This is a genomic window from Humibacter ginsengisoli (assembly GCF_054780095.1).
In genome coordinates, this window is sequence record NZ_BAAGWZ010000006.1 from 122,688 (window position 1) to 141,456 (window position 18,769).

Annotated in this window: 18 protein-coding genes; 4 read left to right on the forward strand and 14 right to left on the reverse strand. The window is 68.2% G+C overall.

Annotation, left to right across the window (positions count from 1 at the left end; all coding sequences use genetic code 11):
- Positions 1 to 22 precede the first annotated feature (22 nt).
- The 5 genes from ACYVI5_RS08895 to hrcA all read right to left on the reverse strand — a co-directional run bounded on the left by ACYVI5_RS08895 (position 23) and on the right by hrcA (position 4,500).
- The gene (locus ACYVI5_RS08895; protein ID WP_460580571.1) at positions 23 to 1,030 is read right to left on the reverse strand and encodes a PhoH family protein; all 1,008 of its coding nucleotides are present in this window, start codon (positions 1,028 to 1,030) and stop codon (positions 23 to 25) included.
- Positions 1,031 to 1,100: 70 nt separating this feature from the next.
- On the reverse strand, positions 1,101 to 1,457 hold the full coding sequence (locus ACYVI5_RS08900; protein ID WP_460579884.1) for a histidine triad nucleotide-binding protein: 357 nt from the start codon (positions 1,455 to 1,457) through the stop codon (positions 1,101 to 1,103).
- A gap of 93 nt (positions 1,458 to 1,550) precedes the next feature.
- Positions 1,551 to 2,288 (reverse strand): RsmE family RNA methyltransferase, encoded by a 738-nt coding sequence (locus ACYVI5_RS08905; RefSeq protein ID WP_460579885.1) that lies wholly within the window; start codon positions 2,286 to 2,288, stop codon positions 1,551 to 1,553.
- A 6-nt stretch (positions 2,289 to 2,294) separates the two neighbouring features.
- Complete coding sequence (gene dnaJ / locus ACYVI5_RS08910; RefSeq protein WP_460579886.1) at positions 2,295 to 3,395, reverse strand: molecular chaperone DnaJ; 1,101 nt, start codon at positions 3,393 to 3,395, stop codon at positions 2,295 to 2,297.
- 58 nt (positions 3,396 to 3,453) lie between these two features.
- Positions 3,454 to 4,500: a heat-inducible transcriptional repressor HrcA gene (hrcA, locus tag ACYVI5_RS08915; protein WP_460579887.1), complete on the reverse strand. Its 1,047-nt coding sequence runs from the start codon at positions 4,498 to 4,500 to the stop codon at positions 3,454 to 3,456.
- A 338-nt stretch (positions 4,501 to 4,838) separates the two neighbouring features.
- Here hrcA and ACYVI5_RS08920 point away from each other — a divergent pair, with 338 nt between their 5' ends.
- Both ACYVI5_RS08920 and ACYVI5_RS08925 read left to right on the forward strand, forming a co-directional pair.
- Positions 4,839 to 5,444, forward strand: coding sequence for a DUF4870 domain-containing protein (locus ACYVI5_RS08920; protein WP_460579888.1), 606 nt, complete (start codon positions 4,839 to 4,841; stop codon positions 5,442 to 5,444).
- 50 nt (positions 5,445 to 5,494) lie between these two features.
- Positions 5,495 to 5,902: a DUF4870 domain-containing protein gene (locus ACYVI5_RS08925; protein WP_460529614.1), complete on the forward strand. Its 408-nt coding sequence runs from the start codon at positions 5,495 to 5,497 to the stop codon at positions 5,900 to 5,902.
- Here the strand turns inward: ACYVI5_RS08925 and hemW are convergent.
- From hemW to ACYVI5_RS08945, 4 genes are read right to left on the reverse strand one after another with little or no spacing between them, the layout of a single operon-like run.
- A complete protein-coding gene (hemW, locus tag ACYVI5_RS08930; RefSeq protein WP_460579889.1) occupies positions 5,895 to 7,121 on the reverse strand; it encodes a coproporphyrinogen-III oxidase family protein in 1,227 nt (408 codons plus the stop codon). The genes ACYVI5_RS08925 and hemW overlap by 8 nt on opposite strands.
- On the reverse strand, positions 7,096 to 7,929 hold the full coding sequence (locus ACYVI5_RS08935) for a DUF1990 family protein (RefSeq protein ID WP_460579890.1): 834 nt from the start codon (positions 7,927 to 7,929) through the stop codon (positions 7,096 to 7,098). The genes hemW and ACYVI5_RS08935 overlap by 26 nt, the downstream gene beginning before the upstream one ends.
- A 12-nt stretch (positions 7,930 to 7,941) precedes the next feature.
- Positions 7,942 to 8,625 carry a transcriptional regulator gene (locus tag ACYVI5_RS08940; protein ID WP_460579891.1) on the reverse strand — a complete coding sequence of 228 codons (684 nt, stop codon included), beginning with the start codon at positions 8,623 to 8,625 and terminating at the stop codon, positions 7,942 to 7,944.
- Positions 8,622 to 9,788, reverse strand: a complete 1,167-nt coding sequence (locus tag ACYVI5_RS08945; protein ID WP_460579892.1) for a sensor histidine kinase — start codon at positions 9,786 to 9,788, stop codon at positions 8,622 to 8,624. The genes ACYVI5_RS08940 and ACYVI5_RS08945 overlap by 4 nt, the downstream gene beginning before the upstream one ends.
- A gap of 164 nt (positions 9,789 to 9,952) precedes the next feature.
- Between ACYVI5_RS08945 and ACYVI5_RS08950 the strand changes: the two genes are divergently transcribed.
- On the forward strand, positions 9,953 to 10,645 hold the full coding sequence (locus tag ACYVI5_RS08950) for a hypothetical protein (RefSeq protein ID WP_460579893.1): 693 nt from the start codon (positions 9,953 to 9,955) through the stop codon (positions 10,643 to 10,645).
- 46 nt (positions 10,646 to 10,691) lie between these two features.
- On the opposite strand, the gene lepA is transcribed toward ACYVI5_RS08950, so the two are convergent.
- On the reverse strand, positions 10,692 to 12,545 hold the full coding sequence (gene lepA / locus ACYVI5_RS08955; protein WP_460529632.1) for an elongation factor 4: 1,854 nt from the start codon (positions 12,543 to 12,545) through the stop codon (positions 10,692 to 10,694).
- Between the two features lie 112 nt (positions 12,546 to 12,657).
- Positions 12,658 to 13,881, reverse strand: coding sequence for an amidohydrolase (locus ACYVI5_RS08960; RefSeq protein ID WP_460579894.1), 1,224 nt, complete (start codon positions 13,879 to 13,881; stop codon positions 12,658 to 12,660).
- A 176-nt stretch (positions 13,882 to 14,057) separates the two neighbouring features.
- Here ACYVI5_RS08960 and rpsT point away from each other — a divergent pair, with 176 nt between their 5' ends.
- A complete protein-coding gene (gene rpsT, locus ACYVI5_RS08965) occupies positions 14,058 to 14,318 on the forward strand; it encodes a 30S ribosomal protein S20 (RefSeq protein ID WP_460529637.1) in 261 nt (86 codons plus the stop codon).
- A gap of 111 nt (positions 14,319 to 14,429) precedes the next feature.
- Here the strand turns inward: rpsT and holA are convergent, their stop codons facing one another.
- The 3 genes from holA to ACYVI5_RS08980 form a co-directional block, all read right to left on the reverse strand.
- Positions 14,430 to 15,407 carry a DNA polymerase III subunit delta gene (gene holA / locus ACYVI5_RS08970; protein WP_460580572.1) on the reverse strand — a complete coding sequence of 326 codons (978 nt, stop codon included), beginning with the start codon at positions 15,405 to 15,407 and terminating at the stop codon, positions 14,430 to 14,432.
- Positions 15,408 to 15,607: 200 nt separating this feature from the next.
- Positions 15,608 to 17,989: a ComEC/Rec2 family competence protein gene (locus tag ACYVI5_RS08975; RefSeq protein ID WP_460579895.1), complete on the reverse strand. Its 2,382-nt coding sequence runs from the start codon at positions 17,987 to 17,989 to the stop codon at positions 15,608 to 15,610.
- Positions 17,990 to 18,005: 16 nt separating this feature from the next.
- Positions 18,006 to 18,677: a helix-hairpin-helix domain-containing protein gene (locus ACYVI5_RS08980; RefSeq protein WP_460529643.1), complete on the reverse strand. Its 672-nt coding sequence runs from the start codon at positions 18,675 to 18,677 to the stop codon at positions 18,006 to 18,008.
- Positions 18,678 to 18,769: the final 92 nt, after the last annotated feature.

Genomic DNA, 18,769 nt, shown 5'->3' on the forward strand with positions numbered 1-18,769 from the left:
CTGCGTGCGATCGTGCTCGGCGTCAGCGACGCTTGGGCGGCAGGTGGTCGCGCGGAATCGATCCGCGGCGTTCGGCGCGGTTCGCGAACTCCCTTGCCTGCTCACGCTCGTAGTGCTCGGCCTGCTTGCGCGCGTCGTACTCGGTGTACGCATCCACGATGCGTCCGACGAGCGTGTGGCGTACGACGTCGTCGCTGGTCAGCCGTGAGAAGTGGATGTCCTCGATGCCGTCGAGCACGCGCGTCACCAGCCGCAGACCGCTCGCCGATGTGGGTAGGTCGATCTGCGTGATATCGCCGGTCACGACCATCTTCGAGCCGAACCCGAGTCGCGTGAGGAACATCTTCATCTGCTCCGGCGTGGTGTTCTGCGCCTCGTCGAGCACGATGAACGAGTTGCTCAGGGTTCGCCCGCGCATATAGGCGAGCGGTGCGATCTCGATGGTGCCGCTGGCGAGCAGCTTCGGCACGAGCTCGGGGTCCATCATCTCGTTCAGCGCGTCGTAGAGAGGACGCAGATACGGGTCGATCTTGTCTGTCAGCGTGCCGGGCAGGTAACCGAGCCGCTCTCCCGCCTCGATCGCCGGCCGGGAGAGGATGATGCGCTCGACTTCCTTGCGCTGCAGCGCCTGCACGGCCTTAGCCATCGCCAGATAGGTCTTGCCGGTGCCGGCGGGTCCGATGCCGAACACGATCGTGTTGTGGTCGATCGCGTCGACGTACTCTTTCTGCCCGAGCGTCTTCGGCCGGATGGCCTTGCCGCGAGACGTGAGGATCGCCTGACCGAAGACGTCGGCTGGGCTCGATCCGTTCTCGATGATCCTCGCCGAGCTCGTCACCTCCACCGGTGAGAGGTCTTGTCCTTCGCGCACCATGACCAGCAACTCCTCCACGAGCGTGCGGGCGGACTCGACTTGGGCCGGATCGCCCGTGATCGAGATGTCGTTGCCTCGCACGTGCACGCTGACCAGCGGGTACTGCTTCTCGATCGTCGTCAGCAGGCGATCCTGCGCCCCGAGCAGTCGCACCATGGCGACGCCGTCGACGTGCAGCCGGGCTTCCGCGTTGTCGCGGGCGACGTCGGCCGCGGCCGACGTCTCATCACTTCGAGCCAAGTGTTCCTTCCGCTAGATCCCCACCGAGCACATGTGCGTGCACATGGAAGATCGTCTGGCCGGCCGATTCGCCGTTGTTGAAGATGAGACGGAACTCGCCGCCGGCGCGCTCATCGGCGACTTGCTTCGCCACCTCGACGACGTGCGCCAGCAGCACCGGGTCTTCTGCGGCCAGCTCGACAACGTTACGGTAGTCGGCCGTCTTGGGCACAACGATGACATGCACGGGCGCCTGCGGAGCGATGTCGTTGAACGCGATCACCGAGTCGTCCTCGTACACCACGTCGGCCGGGATCTGCCGTTCGATGATGCGCGTGAAGATGCTCGGCTCCGTCTGAGTCATACCTTTCATTCTACGAAGAACGACCACGCCGGCGGGCTTGGTTCTGCACGGCCATCGCGTCGCGATCGTCGGTCGATCGCCGCCGGCCGCCGATCACCAGCGTCCGATCGCTGCATTCAGCACCGCGATCGCCGCCGGCCCTGCGCTCGACGTGCGCAGCACGGAGTCGCCGAGGCGAACCGAGGTCGCGCCCGCGGCCGTCAACCGTTGCGACTCCTCCGGGGCGATGCCGCCCTCCGGGCCGATCACCACGACGAGGTCACGATCATCTCCGGCGACCAAGCGGATGCCCGTGAGCGGCACCACCGCGCCCGGCTCGAGCACGAGCATCCGGCTGGTGGACGCGCGCTCGGCCAACCGTGCGGTCGTCACCGGTTCGGCCACGTCGGGCAACCATGCGCGCACCGACTGCTTCGTGGCTTCGCGCACGATGGCGCGCCAGCGCTCAACGCCCTTGCGTGCCTTGTCACCCTGCCAGCGCGACACGGACCGGGACGCCTGCCACGGCACCACCTCGTCGACGCCGAGTTCGACCGCGGCCTGCACGGCCAGCTCGTCCCGGTCGCCCTTCGCCAGCGCCTGCACCAGCGCGATCCGGGGCCGTGCGCGGTCGATCTGCGAGACGGCATGCACGCGGACGACCACCCTCGACGGCTCGGCCGTGAGCACGGCACCCTCGACGACGAGCCCGCGCCCGTTCGCCACCTTCAGTGCGTCGCCCACCCGGGTGCGGCTCACGCTGACGATGTGCCTGGCCTCCGCGCCCTCGAGCACGACCTCGGCACCCGTGGCGGCATCGTCGAGGTCTTCGCGCAAGTAGAGGTTGGCCATGCGCGTCTAGAGGAATCTGTCGCGCAGCTTGGCGAACAGTCCCTGCTGGAACCGCGCGAGCGACGGCTCTTCCGTCTTGTGATGTTTGGCGAACTGCTCGATGAGGTCGCGCTCCTTGCGGTCGAGCTTGGTCGGGGTAACGACCTGCACGCCCACCCGCAGGTCGCCGCGTCCCGTGCCGCGCAGGTGCGTGATGCCCCTGCCCTTCACGACGATGACGTCCGCGCTCTGCACACCCGGCTTGAGTTCGAGGTCGATGTCGCCGTCGAGCGCCTTCACCTTCGTGTGGGTGCCGAGCACGGCATCCGCCATCGACACCGTCAGCGTGCACAGCAGGTCATCGCCGTCGCGGCTGAACACGTCGTGGTGGCGCACCTTGATCTCCAGATAGAGGTCGCCGTTCGAACCGCCCGCCGGACCCGCCTCGCCACTGCCGGGCATCTGGAGCCGGAGTCCGGTGTCGACACCGGCTGGAATGTCGACCGGCACGGTCCGCCTGGCCCGCACCCGCCCCTGCCCCTGGCAGGTCACGCACGGCGTGGCGATGACCGTGCCGTATCCGCGGCAGGTGCCGCACGGCGAGGAGGTCATGACGTTGCCGAGCAGCGAGCGCACCGTGCGCTGGATGCTTCCCGTTCCGTGGCAGATGTCGCATGTGACGGGCGCGGTGCCGGGCTGGCAGCAGGAACCCCCGCAGGTCTCGCACACAACGGCGGTATCGACCTCGAGATCGCGGTGAGCTCCGAAGATCACCTCGTCGAGGTCCACCTCGACCCGCAGCAGGGCATCCTGTCCGCGTTCCCGGCGCGAGCGCGGGCCGCGTTGAGCGCCGCCGGTCGCGCCGCCGAAGAACGTCTCGAAAATGTCGCCGAAGCCGCCGAAGCCTCCCCCGTCGAAGCCGGGTTGTGGTCCCAGGTCGTACTGCTGCCTCTGCTGGGGGTCGCTGAGCACGTCGTAGGCGTGCGTGACGAGCTTGAACCGCTCGGCGGCGTCGGGGCTCGGGTTCACGTCGGGGTGCAGTTCACGCGCGAGCCGGCGATATGCCTTCTTGATCTCGTCGGGGCTGGCGTCGCGGGCGACGCCGAGTACTTCGTAGTGGTCGGCCACGGAAGAGGGGTTTCCTTAACTGATCGTGTACTGAACGTTTCTCACCGCCACGGCAGGGTCACTCGCCGAGCAGCCGGGAAAGATAGCGGGCCACCGCACGCACGGCGGCCATGTTGTTGGAGTAGTCCATTCGGGTCGGTCCGAGCACACCCAGCCTGGCAGCGTCGATGCCCGAACCCGCATAGCCGGTGGCCACGACGGATGCCTCGGAGAACGGCGAGACCGCGTTCTCGCGTCCGATCCGTACCGAGACGCCGTACTGCTCTCTGTCCAGCTCGCGGGCCATCTCGCCGAACAGCTTCAGCAGCTCCACCTGCTCCTCGATAGCCTCCAGCACGGGCGTCACGCTGCCGGTGAAGTCGTTCTCGGTGCGCACGAGGTTCGCGGCTCCCGCCATGATGAGACGCTCCTGACGGGTCGCCTCGATCTGATCGACGATCACCTGGCACAACGAGGCGACGGTCTCCCGCGCCTGCGCGGTCCACCGCTCGGCCGGAAGAGTGGAAGGAAGGCGACGGAGCACGACTGCCGCATCCGCCAGTCGCAGCCCCGCGCTCTGGGCGTTCACCTGTGCGCGCACCTCGGCGAGGGCATCCTCTCCCAGGTCGCCATCCGGTTCGGCGACGCCCTGCTCCACGACGCCCGAGTCCGCGATCAGCACGCACAGCACGCGGCGCGGGGCGAGCGGCACGAACTCGATGTGCCGCACCCTGGCGCGTGACACCGACGGGTACTGCACGAGAGCGACCTGGTGGGTCAGCTGCGCGAGGAGGCGCACCGTGCGCGCCAGAACGTCGTCCACGTCGACGGACTGGCCGAGGAACACCTCGATCGCCTGGCGCTGAGCGCTGGAGAGCGGGCGCAGTTCGGACATCCTGTCGACGAACAGCCGGTATCCCTTATCGGTGGGCACACGCCCTGAGGAGGTGTGCGGGGCCGCGATGAGCTCCTCCTCCTCGAGGGCCGCCATGTCATTGCGGATGGTCGCAGCGGAGACGTCGAATCCGTGCCGCTCCACGATACTCTTCGAGCCGACCGGCTCTCGGGATGCCACGTAGTCCTGCACGATGACCCGGAGGACCTCGAGGCTGCGTTCTGTCACCATGGCGCCAGCTCCCTTCCGGTCATCGACTCCGGCCCGCACGCGATTGGCACTCGTTGCGGTCGAGTGCCAATCATATCCCGGGCGCACGACGAGGGCGTCTCCGTCCACGGTGCGGCACAGCATCCACCCGCTGCGTTCCGAACAGATGAAAGGAGTTTCAGGCTAGCGACCCACGATGCCCACCGTGAAACTGCTCCTCTTCGGCCACCGGTGGTAGAGGTCGAGTCCGCTTACTACGGCGCGGAATCATTGCAGTCGAGCATGGCGAGCAGTACTTTTAGCGCTATCTCGCAAAGGGCGAGATACGCATCTTGCATGCCGTCGAAAGGCGCACCGTCATGAGCGATCCGAATCTCCCTCAACAGCCGGCCGGTGAAAACGCACCCCCGGCGCCGCCCCCTCAATACGGGCAGCAGCCTCCGCAGTACGGGCAGCAGCCTCCGCAGTACGGGCAACAGCAATACGGCCAGCAACCGCCCGGGCAGCAGCAGCAGCCGCAGTACGCGACTCCGGCTCCGGCCGGGCCCCTGACACCCGAGCAGGACAAGTCCTACGCCGCGTGGTCGCACTTCGGCGGCGCGATCGCCTTCCTCGCCTTCTTCAGCGGGTGGCTCGCCATCCTGGCGATCGTCCCGTCGCTGGTGTTCTATCTGGCATTCGGGAAGCGCGGAGAGCGGGTGCGCAATGAGGCGAAGGAGGCGCTGAACTTCCAGATCACCATGGTGGGAGCCATGATCGTCTGGGCGATCGTCGCCGCCATCATCTACGCGGCCCTGTTCGTTCCCCTCGTGCTCGGCGGCGGCTGGTTCGTGCTGGGGCTGATCCTCGCCCTGGTCGGGTGGGCGCTCGTGGTGATCGACGTGGTCTTCTCGATCATCGGCGGCGTGCGCGTCAACGCGGGAGGCAGCTACCGCTACCCGTTCGCGGTGCGATTCATCAAGTAGCCGACCGTCGCAACACGCGGACGGCATTCATCACCTACGAAGGAGAGCTCATGAGCAACGTCCCACCCCCTCCCCCGCAGAATCCGTATCCGCAGAGCCAGGCGCGCCAGATGCAGCCCGCCGACGAGAAGCTGTGGTCGATGCTCATCCACCTGGGTGGCGCGATCATCTCATTCCTCAGCTACGCGAGCCTCGCCTTCCTGCCCGCGCTGATCGGGTTCCTCGTACTGAAGGACCGGGGGCCCTTCGTGCGCGAGAACACGAAGAACGCCCTCAACTTCCAGCTGACGATGCTGATCGGTGTCATCATCGGCTGGATCACGGCGTTCATCCTGATCGGATTCCTGATCCTTCTCGCGGTCTGGATCGTCAACATCGTGTTCAGCATCATCGCGGCGGTCAAGGCCAACCACGGGGAGAACTACCGGTACCCGATCACCATCCAGTTCATCAAGTAGCAGTCAGCCGTCGCACGACGGCGTCGGCCAGAAGCCGTCCTGTGCGGGTCAGTTCCACCGATCCGTGCAGGGCGGCTCTCGCATTGACCAGACCGTCCGCGATGAGGCCGGCGACCGCGGCGCGTCCTGTCGCGCCGAGCGCTTTCGTCGGCAGTCCGTCGCGGATGCGCACCCGCAGCAACACGTCCTCGAATGCCCGCGTCGCGGCATCCAGAGTCTCCCGCCCTGCCGCGGGCGAGTCGCCGGAGAGCACACGTTGCGCGTAGGCGGCAGGGTGCTTAACGTTCCACCAGCGCACGCCGCCGACGTGACTGTGTGCACCTGGACCGACTCCCCACCAGTCGTGCCCCAGCCAGTAGCCGAGGTTGTGCCGGGAGCGGTGTGCGGCATCCGCGGCCCAGTTGCTCACCTCGTACCATTGGAGTCCGGCGGACTGCAGCCGGTCGTCGGCGAGTTCGTACATGTCCGCCTGCAGGTCGTCGTCGGGCCCCGGAAGGTCTCCTCGACGGATCTGCCGCGCCAGCTTCGTGCCATCCTCGACGATGAGCGCGTAGGCGGAGAGGTGATCGGGCTTGCACTCCAGCGCGGCGTCGACCGACGCCGACCAGTCGGCGAGGGATTCCCCCGGGGTGCCGTAGATGAGGTCGAGGCTCACCTGCAGGCCGGCATCCTTCGCCCAACGCACCACCTGCGGCACGCGTTCCGGATCGTGCGTGCGCTCGAGCGTGCGCAGCACGTGCGGAACGGCCGACTGCATGCCGAACGAGACCCGGGTGAATCCGGCGGCGGCGAGCTCCGCGAGGTACCGGGCGTCCACGCTGTCGGGATTCGCCTCCGTCGTCACCTCGGCCCCTGCGGCGAGGCCGATCGTGTCTCGGACCGCGCTCAGCATCGAGTTCAGATCGCTGGACGGGAGCAGAGTCGGCGTGCCGCCGCCGAAGAACACTGTGGCGGCGGGACGAGCCGCAACGCCGGAACGCTCCAGAACACCGGCCGCGAATCGCACCTCCATGGCCGCCTGCTCCGCGTAGTCCGCCTGGCGTGCACCGCGCAGTTCCGTTGCCGTGTAGGTGTTGAAGTCGCAATATCCGCAGCGCACGCGGCAGAACGGCACGTGCAGATACACGCCGAGGTCGCGCGTGGTCGCGCCATCGGCTGCGCTCGCCGGCAGCAGCCCGTCGGCAGGAGCGGGATCAGCGATCGGGAGTGTGCTCGGCACCCTCGACCCCATCGGAGTCGTCGTCCGTCTCGCCGGCAGCCACATCGGCAGCTGCCGGAAGCTGCGGTTCGTCATGCACCGTCACGTGCGTCACCGTGAGCGCGGTCGGCGCGTTCCGCTGTGCGTCATCGCCGCCGGCCCCGGGGGTCTGCGCGACGCCAGGGCTCCCGGTGACCGGGTGCAACGCACGCAGGTAGCGCTTGCCCAGCCGGCGCTGCGAGGCGAACGACACCGGGGCGATCATCTTGCGCACGCCACCGGCGGCCCGGGAGAACGACCGCATCGTGAGCCACACCGAGTCGTCTTCGCGCTGCTCGAGCACGAACGACTCCTCGCCGGAGAGCGGATGCCCGTTCATCGTTCCGTAGCCGAAGCCGACGCGGTGCTCCTCCTCGATCACATACACGACACGCACGGGGGCGTTCACATGGAACGGACCGAACGGAACGCGCAGCACCGCTGTCATGCCGTTGGCTATGTACGGATGCCCGTCCTCGTCGAAGACCGCCTCGGTACCGTGGTGCGGCTCGAGTCGCTCGGGGGTGCCGTCGGCCGCGTAGCGCACGCCGGCGTACTCCTCGCCGGTTCCGGGATCCACGTGGGTCACCTCGACGCCGCTCCCGCGCTGCACGCCCCACGTCATGAGCGCTCGCGCCGACGTGGTGAAACGCTCGTCGCCGCTGCCGAGCCTGATCGAACGCGACGTCGGGCGGTAGCCCTTCGGGGGATGCTGCGTGAGGTCGTGGGCGAGCGTCGCTCCGACCGCAGCGTAGGTCACCGGCTGGTCGGTGAAGGTACTGCGTCGCATGGCCATCAGAGTCTAACCAAGGTTGCTGCCCGATCCCTGACCCGGTTCCACCAGCCCCGACTCGTACGCGGCGATCACCGCCTGCACGCGGTCGCGAAGTCCGAGCTTGAACAGCACCCGGCTCACGTGCGTCTTCACGGTGCCTTCCGCCATGTGGAGCCTTGCGCCAATCTCCGCATTCGTGTGTCCGTGCGCTATCTCGGCGAGCACCTCGCGTTCGCGCTCGGTGAGCGTGCTCAGGGGTGGGTCATCCGCTCCAGGCGGAGGCGGGCGATGCACGAACTGCTCGATGAGCCTGCGCGTGAGCGAAGGAGCCAGCAGCACATCACCGCTCGCCGCGGCTCGCACGCTGTTCACGAGAGCCTCGGGCGTCACGTCTTTCAGCAGGAAACCACTGGCGCCCGCGCGGAGGGCCTCGTAGACGTACCGGTCGACGTCGAACGTCGTCAGCATCACGATCCGGATGCTCGCGTGTGCACTGAGCACGCCCCCGATGGCGTCGATTCCGTCCACCCCCGGCATACGGATGTCCATCAGCATCACGTCTGGCGCGGTGCGCCTGGCCAGTGCGATCGCCTCTCCTCCGTCGCCGGCCTCACCGGCGATCCGCATGTCCGGTTGCGACTCGATGATCAGCCGCAGTCCGGCTCGGATCAGGGGCTGGTCGTCGACGAGCGCTACGGACACTTCGCTCATACCGGGTCTCCCCGCAACGGCAGCATCGCCGACAGCGTGAACGAGCCGTCGGCATCCTCGTGCGAGGTCAGCTCACCGCCCATGAGCTCCACCCTCTCGCGCAAACCGGAGAGCCCGCGTCCGGCACCCGGAACGGTATCCGACTTCGTACCCGGTCCGCTGGTCACCGTGATCAGGAGGCGGTCTGCCGGTTCTGCAATGCCAACCCGGACGACGGTGTCGACCGTCCCCGAGTGCTTCAGTACGTTGGTCAGTCCTTCCTGCACGACCCGGTACCCGGTGAGTTGAAGGCCGAGCGGAAGCGACTCTGCACGCTCGGACACGAACAGCGAGACGGGCAGCCCGAGGCGCCGCATCCGCTCGCAGAGATCCGCGAGCCCGGCGAGCGTGGGCTGCGGGTCACCCCTCTCGTCCGTGTCGCCTCGGAGGACCGTGAGCAGCGCTCTCAGCTCCCCGAGCGAGTCCCTGCCCAGTTCCTCGATCTGCGCCAGCGCCGTCACGGCCGCGCCCGGGTCGCGCGCTGCGGCCACCCGTCCACCGCCGGCTTGGACCACGATCACGGTGATGGTGTGGGCGATGACGTCGTGGAGTTCGCGGGCGATTCGTGCGCGTTCCTGTTCGCTTGCCCGTTCCGCTGCCTGGGTGCTCTCGATCTCGGCACGCAGGGAGTTGTCACGATGAACGGCCCAGCTGCGCGCGAACAGCCCAAGAGTCCACGACGCGACGAGGAAGGCGCCGTTGTAGAGCACGTCTCCCGGGTCGCTCATCTCGGGAAAACGCACTGCTATGGATGCGAGCGTCGCCGCGGCCGTCGCGAGCGCGATAAGCGGACGGAGCATGCCAGGCTCGTGCCGAGCGCACGAGTACGCGGCTACCAGCCAGGGTATGAACTCGCCCCAGTACGTGAGCGCGACGGGGAAGACCCAGGGCGGAATCGCGATCACCGCGACGATGACGATCAGGATGGCGAGCGGCTGCTTGCGCCGGAAGGTCAGCGCGGCACAGGCGATAACGGTCGGGATGACCGCCGTCACGGCCGGTGCCCTGCCCGTCGGCTGGCTGAGGCCCGTTGCGATGTCCAGGAGACCGACGACGAGGAGCAGCACCGGCGGTACGCCATCGATCGCGATGTTGCGCCAGTCGAACCTTCCCGGCCTCGCCATGGCATCACGGTAGCGCCGGACGGCGTCTGCCGCGTCTGCCACACGACAGATGCGGCATCAGTCCCGCGACCGATCGATCAGGGCTGGCTGATGGATGTCTGCGCGGCGACCGCGAAGCAGCCTGCCATGTAAGCGGTGTCCGGACACGCCGCCAGGAGGACATCATGAATTGGACATCAACCGACGGCGTACGTCGATCCGTCGTCGTCACCGGCCTGATCGCCGGTCCCGTGCTGCTCGTGGCGTCGAACGCGTTCATCGTGCCCGACGCCGCTGGCGGGATGCGCGCCGAGTTCGCCGCGATGGCGGCGCAGCCGTGGCTTCTGCTCGTGCAGTCGCTGCTCGAGGCGCTCGGCTTCACGATCGCGATGGCGTCGTACGCAGGGGTTCCGCACGCACTCCGCGGCAGAGGCGGTGCGCTCGGAACTTGGGGAGCCGCCCTCTGCATCGTTGGCATCCTCGGGTTCGTTCTCTCCGCTGCGGGCGGGCTCTTCCTCTACGTCGTCGCCCGGATGCCGGACGCGGACGCCGGATTCGCCGCGGGCGCCGCGCTGAACGCCGATGCGGTCACCGGGAACATCGTGATGATCCTGATGCTGGCCGGCGAAGTGGGAGTCTGCCTGATCGTGATCGGGCTGATGCGAGCCCGCCTGATCAGCCTCTGGCCCCTCGTGATCGTGCTGGCCGGCATCGTCGCGGACTACGTGCTGCCGTCCGTCTTCTCCGGGCTGACCGCAGACGTGCTGCTGCTCGCCGCGAGCACCTGGGTGGGGATGCGACTGGCGAGGGCCCCGAGGCCCGTGTGGCTGGGCGACCCGGTCGACGCTCGCCGGCCGCAGTCCGCAGCTGCGCGCTGACCCGTCGCGCCGGCGGACCGAGGCAGGCTGCTGTCGTCCGCCGGCGCTACTTCGACTTGTCCTTGCCCTCGACGTCGCCGGAGAGTGCGGCGATGAACGCCTCCTGGGGCACCTCAACGCGACCGACCATCTTCATGCGCTTCTTGCCCTCCTTCTGCTTCTCGAGGAGCTTGCGCTTGCGGGTGATGTCACCGCCGTAACACTTGGCGAGCACGTCCTTGCGCATGGCACGGATGGACTCGCGGGCGATGATCCGCGCGCCGATGGCGGCCTGCACCGGCACCTCGAACTGCTGGCGTGGGATGAGCTTCTTCAGCCGCTCGGTCATCATCACGCCGTATGCATAGGCCTTGTCCCGGTGCACGATCGCGCTGAAGGCATCCACCTGCTCGCCCTGCAGCAGGATGTCGACCTTCACAAGGTCGGCCTCCTGCTCGCCGGAGGGTTCGTAGTCCAGGCTCGCGTAACCCTGCGTACGGCTCTTCAGCTGATCGAAGAAGTCGAACACGATCTCGCCGAGAGGCATCGAGTACCGGATCTCCACCCTGTCCTCGCCCAGGTACTCCATGCCCAGCATCGTTCCGCGCCGTGTCTGGCACAGCTCCATCACTGTGCCGACGTAGTCCTTGGGGGTGAGGATGGCCGCCTTCACCATCGGCTCGCTCACTGCGCGCACCTTGCCTGTGGGGTATTCGCTGGGGTTCGTGACCGTGACCTGCTTGCCGTCCTCCGTCTGAACGTCATAGATCACGCTAGGAGCGGTGGTGATGAGGTCGAGGCCGAACTCGCGCTCGAGCCGTTCCGTGACGATTTCGAGGTGCAGCAGGCCGAGGAATCCGCATCGGAAGCCGAAGCCGAGCGCGACCGAGGTCTCCGGCTCGTAGACGAGCGCGGCATCCGAGAGCTTGAGCTTGTCGAGCGCTTCACGCAGGTCGGGGTAGTCACTGCCGTCGATCGGGTACAGCCCGGAGAACACCATGGGCTTCGGGTCGGTGTAGCCGGCGAGCGGTTCGGACGCCGGCCGCCCGGCATTGGTCACGGTGTCGCCGACGCGGGACTGGCGCACGTCTTTCACGCCCGTGATGAGGTAGCCCACTTCGCCGACACCGAGGCCCTTCGTCGGCACCGGCTCCGGAGAGCTGACACCGATCTCGAGCAGCTCGTGCGTGGCGCGGGTGGACATCATCTGGATGCGCTCCCGCGGAGTGAGCTGTCCGTCGACCATGCGCACGTAGGTGACGACGCCGCGATAGCTGTCGTACACGGAGTCGAAGATCATGGCACGTGCCGGGGCATCCGCCACACCGGTGGGCGCGGGCACCAGCTCGGTCACGCGGTCGAGGAGAAGATCGACGCCCGCCCCGGTCTTCCCGCTCACCCTGAGCACGTCGTCCGGGCTGCCGCCGATCAGGTCCGCGAGTTCACGCGCGTACTTCTCAGGCTCGGCGGCGGGCAGATCGATCTTGTTCAGCACCGGGATGATCGTCAGGTCGTTCTCCAGGGCGAGATAGAGGTTCGCGAGCGTCTGCGCCTCGATGCCCTGTGCGGCATCCACCAGCAGGATCGCGCCCTCGCACGCCGCCAGCGATCGCGAGACCTCGTAGGTGAAGTCGACGTGACCGGGAGTGTCGATCATGTTGAGGGCGTACGTATCGCCGCCGTACTGCCACGGCATCCGCACCGCCTGGCTCTTGATCGTGATGCCGCGCTCGCGCTCGATGTCCATGCGGTCGAGGTACTGAGCACGCATCGCCCTTTCCTCGACCACACCGGTCAGCTGCAGCATGCGGTCGGCGAGCGTGGACTTGCCGTGGTCGATGTGCGCGATGATGCAGAAATTGCGGATGCGCGCGGGGTCGGTCGCGGCGGGCTCGAGAGCCTTGGTGGCACGTGGGGACATCGTTCGGCAATTCTCCCATGAGCACGCCCGTGCTCATGGCGCCAGTCCCGGGCGTTCGGCACGACGGCGTACCCGCTTCGAGCAGCGTGCCGGCAGCACCATGCCGGTCTGCCTATCCGGCGAAGCGCTCCGCTCGCTCCACGACCACGCCGCGACCGTCGCGCCAGCTGTACACCTCGCGGCCCGAGATGAACACCTGCTCGGCGCGGCTCATCACCTCGAGCGGATCGCCCGACCACAGCACCAGATCGCCGTCGAGTCCGGTGCGGATGGCGCCGACCCGGTCGTCGAGGCCCAGGAACGACGCCGGGTTCACGGTGAGCGCCTCGAGCGCGACGACCGGGTCGAGGCCCTCCTTCACCGCCAGCGAGGCCTGATGCACGAGGAAGTTGATCGGAACGACGGGGTGGTCGGTCGTGATCGCGACCCGCACGCCGGCCGACGCCAGCTTGCCGAGGTTCGCGATCGCACGGTCGCGCAACTCCACCTTCGAGCGTGACGTGAACATCGGCCCGTAGATGACCGGGATGTCCCGCTCGGCCAGCACGTCGGCGAGCTTCGCACCCTCGGTGCCGTGATTGATCACGAGCCGGTATCCGAACTCGTCGGCCAGACGGAGCGCTGTGGCGATGTCGTCATGGCGATGCACATGCTGGTCCCAGGCGAGCTCCCCGTCGAGCACGCGTGTGAGCGTCTCCTTGGCGAGATCGCGGGCGAACGGCTCGCCCTTCGCCGCTGCCGCATCCCGCGAGGCCGCGTAGTTCTGCGCGTCCACGAACGCCTGCCGCAGCACGTATGCGACACCGAGGCGCGTGCTCGGCGTCTGCTTCTTCTCGCCGTACACGCGCTTGGGGTTCTCTCCGAGTGCGGACTTGACGCTCACGGCCTCCTTGATGACCTGCTCGTCGATGGTGCGTCCGCCCCAGGTCTTGATGGCCACCGTCTGGCCGCCGATGACGTTGCCGCTTCCCGGCTTCACCACCACCGAGGTGATGCCGCCGCTCAGCGCGTCGCGGAAGCCCTCGTCGTCGATGTCGATCGCATCGATGGCGCGCACACCGGCCGTGTTCGGGTCGGTCATCTCGTTCGTGTCGTTGCCCGCGCTGCCGTTGGCCTCCTCGTGGATGCCCACGTGACCGTGGGCCTCGATGAAGCCCGGCAGCAGCCAGCGGCCGGCCGCATCCACGACCCGAACGCCCTCCGGAGGAGCGATGTCACGGCCGACGGCGGTGATGACGCCGTTCTCCACGACGACGGTGCCGTTCTCGATCGGCTCGGAGGCGACCGGAACGACGTGGGCTCCTACGATGGCGATGGATGCTGCTTGTGCGCTCATCCCTCCACCCTAGGATTCAGGGTGGCCCGCTGTGATTCGTGTGCGGCAGGCGGTGTCTGGTATCGTGGTCTGCTGGCTTGCGTGTGGTTCCGGCCGCACGAAAAGTCACGCGACGCCCTCTCTCGTCTCGTGACACATCCCATCTGAAGCATTTCGAAAGAAGGACGTATCCACTCGTGGCAAACATCAAGTCGCAGCTGAAGCGCATCAAGACCAACGAGAAGGCTCGCGAGCGCAACAAGGCTGTGAAGAGCGAGCTCAAGACTGCTGTGCGCTCCACTCGCGAGGCCGTCGCCGCCGGCGACAAGCAGAAGGCCACCGCGGCGCTGGCTCACGCCAGCAAGAAGCTCGACAAGGCTGTCAGCAAGGGCGTGATCCACAAGAACCAGGCCGCCAACCGCAAGTCGGCCATCGCCAAGCAGGTCGCCTCGCTCTGAGCAGCAGACTCGTTCACTGAGCGTTGAAAGAACCCCGTCTCCGGACGGGGTTCTTGTCATTTGCCGCTTCGCCCATCACGTGCCACGGGCCCATCACCTGCCACGGGCCCATCACCTACCACGGGCACTGAGCACGCCGATCATGCGCTCGAGCGCGAACACCGGGTCACGCCCGGCGCCTTTGACGTTCGCGTCGGCGTCGGCGACCTCCTCGATGCTGCGCGCAAGGCCCTCTTCGGTCCACCCCTGCAGGTCGCGGCGGGCGCGATCCACCTGCCATGGGGCGAGACCGAACTGCGAGGCTAGCCCCGCGGAGCTGCCGCGCGCGCCGTACAGCTTCGCCATCGTGCGCAGCTTGCTGGCGAACGCCGCCACCATGGGCACCGGATCTGCACCGGATGCCAGCGCGTGCCGCAGCGTGATCAGCGCCTCGCCGTAGCGGCCGGCGAGGGCGGCGTCTGCCACTCTGAAGGCATTGGTCTCGACCCGGCCGCCGTAGTAACGGTCCACAGTTGATTCGGTGACCTCGTCGCCGGCATCCGAGATGAGCTGCTGGCAGGCGGCTGCCAGCTCGGCGAGGTCATCCGAGAACGCGCTCGTCACGGCACGAAGGGCACCGGGAGTGACTCGCTTGCCCGCCATGCGGAACTCGGCCTGCGCGAAGTCGTACTTGTCGGCATCCCGTTTCAGCTCTGCACAGACAATCTCGACTCCGCCGCCTGCACCCGAGCGGATCGCGTCGAGGAATCGCTTGCCGCGTTGTCCACCGCCGTGGCGGACCAGCACCGTGGTGTCGTCCGCTGGCGCCTGCAGGTACGCCACGAGATCGTCGACGAATGCGTCGTTCGCACGCTCTGCGCCGGTCACCCTGATCAGACGCGGCTCGCCGAAGAGTGACGGACTCGCCACCGATGCGAGCTCCCCGGCCGCGTAGTCCGCTGCGACGATGTCGGTGACCTCGAGGCTGGGATCTGCCTCGCGCAGCGAGTCCCGCAGGACGCGGATCGCGCGGTCGGCGAGCACGGTCTCGGTACCGCTGACGAGCACGACGGGCGCCTGCCGCACCTGGTGCCATGCCAGTTGAGGAATGACCGTCTTCGCGCTCGCGGAGCGTCCCGAGGATGCGCGTGCGGAGCCGCTGCGCGCCGAGGGCGATCGTGTCGACGACGAACGCGATCCACTCGACCGGGATCCCGCTCCCTCTGTTCTCGCCGCCACTCTCTTTACTCCGTTCGACGTGCTCGCGCTGCTGGTCAAGCCTATTCGGCGCGACCGACACGGCTGGCACATCATCCCGGCCGGGCAAGTTCCGCGGGCGTCGCGTGCCGCTGCGTCCACGTACGGAGGCCACCCGCGCCCTCCGCCGAGACCATGAGCATCCCTTCGACGTCGGTGCGCATCACCCTGCTGCCCGAACGACGCAGGATGCCCAGCGCCGTCGCCGTGGGGTGGCCGTAGTCGTTCCCGGTGCCGCACGAGATGAGTGCGACGGCCGCGCGGATGTGGCGGTACAGCGGCTCCGCCTGGTCGCGCGATCCGTGGTGCGCGACCTTGACGATATCGACGCGAGGAACACGGCCCGTCTTCAGGAGGGCATCCTGCGCGCGTTCGTCGAGGTCACCGAGGAACAGCGAGCGGATGCCGTCACCGCTGAACAACACGGTGACGCTCTGCTCGTTGCCCGGTTCCATGCCGTGCGACTCCACATCGGGCCACAGCACTCGCCACGACACGTCGCCGAGCCTGCCGTGGTCGCCCGTGTGCGCGACGTGCACGGTCGCTCCACCGCGCTTCAGCTGCTCCTCCATGCGGCGGCCGCGCGCGTCCGACGGCGGGCCGATCATCGCGACACCCACCTTGCCGATGACAGCCTGCGTGCCACCGACATGGTCCAGGTCGTAGTGGGTCAGCACGAGCAGGTCGATCCGCGATACACCGAGTTCGTTCAAGCAGGCAGTGAGCCGTGCGGGATCCGGTCCGGTGTCGACCAGAGCGCGCGTCCCATTGCTGCTGACCAGCACCGCGTCGCCCTGGCCGATGTCGCACGCGGCGATCGACCACCGGGCGGGCCGGTCGATCGCCTCGGCGATCTGCGCTCCCGCCACGCCGGCGAGCGAGCAGACGGAGATGGCCGCCGCGGCGGATAGCGCCGCGATCCGCGCCACCCGAGCGATGCGGTGCACCGGGCGCGCGACGACCAGCATGATCGCAACGGTCAGCACCGCCATGAGAACGACGCCCAGGGCCCCGTCGGCCCAGCCGATTCCGCTGGAGGGCAGCGCCGCGCTCACCCTGGCCACGGCGGCGATCCATGCCGATGGCACCCAGGCGAGATGCGCCAACAGCGCGCCGGCCGGAGCCCAGAGCGGAATGACGACACAGGATGCCAGCCCCAATACCGTCGCCACCGGTGCGGCGGGCTCCGCCACAAGGTTCGCGAGCACGCCGTACAGCGGCACCGTCGGATTCAGCATCAGCAGCACGGGCTGGCACACGACCTGCGCCGCGATCGGCACCGCGAGCAACGCTGCGAGGCGGGACGGCATCCACCGGGCCAGCCGCTCTGCCAGCGGTGGTGCGAGCAGCAGAAGCGCACCTGTGGCCAGAACCGAGAGCGCGAAACCGTAGCTGACCGCCAGCCACGGGTCGATCGCGAGCAATGCCACGACGGCCAGCGCCAGCGCTGGCACGGCGCGTCCGGGTCTGCCGGCCCAGCCGCCGAACACGATCACCGCCGCCATCACCGCCGCCCGTAGCACGCTCGGCTGCGGCGTGACCAGCACCACGAAGCCGGCCAGTGCGGTGAGCGATGCGATGGTCCTGCCGCCCCTGCCGAAACCGAGCGCGGCCGCAGCCGCTCCGACCAGGGAGACGACCACCGCGCAGTTCGCGCCCGACACCGCGGTGAGATGTGTCAGGCTCGCCTGCTTCATGTCGTCCGAGAGGGACGACGGCAGCTCGTGCACGTCTCCGATGGCGAGACCGGGCAGGAGCTTTCCTCCGTCTCCCGGTAGGCCGCGTGCCTGCGCCGAGAACGCCGAACGCACGGAGTCTGCAGCAGCGAGTAACGGCGGAGGCGGCGCCAGGGATCGGGGCCGAGAAGATGCGTAGACGAGCGCCGCTGTCTCCGATGACGTCGGCAGAACCTTCATCGTTCCGCTCACCGCGACCGTCTCGCCGATGCGCACCCTCGTGCCCGCCGGCGCGAACACGAGCACGGGCATCCTCGCGGCGTGCGACCGCGTTCCTGCGCTCATACCCACCGCGGTGGCCGAGAATCGCATGCCAGATGCACCGGGTCGGCCGAACCCGCCGCCGCTCCCCGAAGCCTGCGCGACAGAGGCGACCTCGAGGCGGAAGGCGACCGTGTGGTGCTCGAGCTGGGCCACGGCATCCGGATGTCGCGACGGCATCCCGGCGGCAGCCGCGCTCGCGACCAGTGCCGCGGCCGCCGCGGAGACGCAGACGGCCGCGGCGATGGCGGATGCTCTGCCGGGTGCGCGGTCGCGAGGAGTAGGACGCGTCATGCGGATCACCACCGCCGCCCCCGCGGCGGCGATCGCCAGCGCCCAGAGCGCGAGAGCCAGCCACCAACCGTTCGGCAGCGCGATCGCGACACCGCCGCCCACCCACGCCACCATCGCCGGCACTGCGAGTCTCAGGTCGATCATCCGAAGACCCCGCGCATCAGACGGTCACCAGGTCTTTCAGCCCGTCGAACGTCTTCTGACCGATACCGCTGACGTTCATCAGGTCTTCGATCGACGTGAAGCGCCCGTTCTGAGTGCGCCACGCAAGGATCTTCGCCGCCATCGCCGGGCCCACCCTCGGCAGCGACTCGAGTTGCTCCTCCGTCGCCGTGTTGAGGTTGACCTTGCCGCCGGGCACGGCGCCCGTCGACGTACCGGCCGGACCGGCAGCGCCTTGCGCGGGTTGCACAGGGTCGCCGACGTGCGGCACGACGAGTTGCTCGCCGTCGGTGAGGGGCCGGGCGAGATTCACGCCCGCCTGCTCGGCGTCCGCTGTCATCCCACCTGCGACGCCGACGGCGTCGACCACCCGCGAGCCGGCCGGCAGCGTGTACAGCCCTGGCCGAGCGACGGCGCCGAGCACGTGTACATACAGAACGGCTGCGGGGGTGGGAGTCGGTGTGCTCGTGCCCGAGTCTCCTGCCGTCACGCTCACCGCCGGAACGTGCCCGGATTCCCCGTGCGGCGAGAGCATTCCGACCAGCACGGCTGTGGCGAAGGCCGCGATCAGCAGCACGGCGGCGGCGCCGACCCCGATCCGCACCTTGACGGAACGGGGAACGGCACGCGAACGCTGATTCAGCTGGTCGAAGGGGTCGTCGGCATCCACTCCCGCGACGCTATGACGGCGCCGACGAGCTCTGCGGCGCTCTCAGCGGGGACGGGGATGACTGCCCTGCCGATGCAGTTGTGGAGGACGAC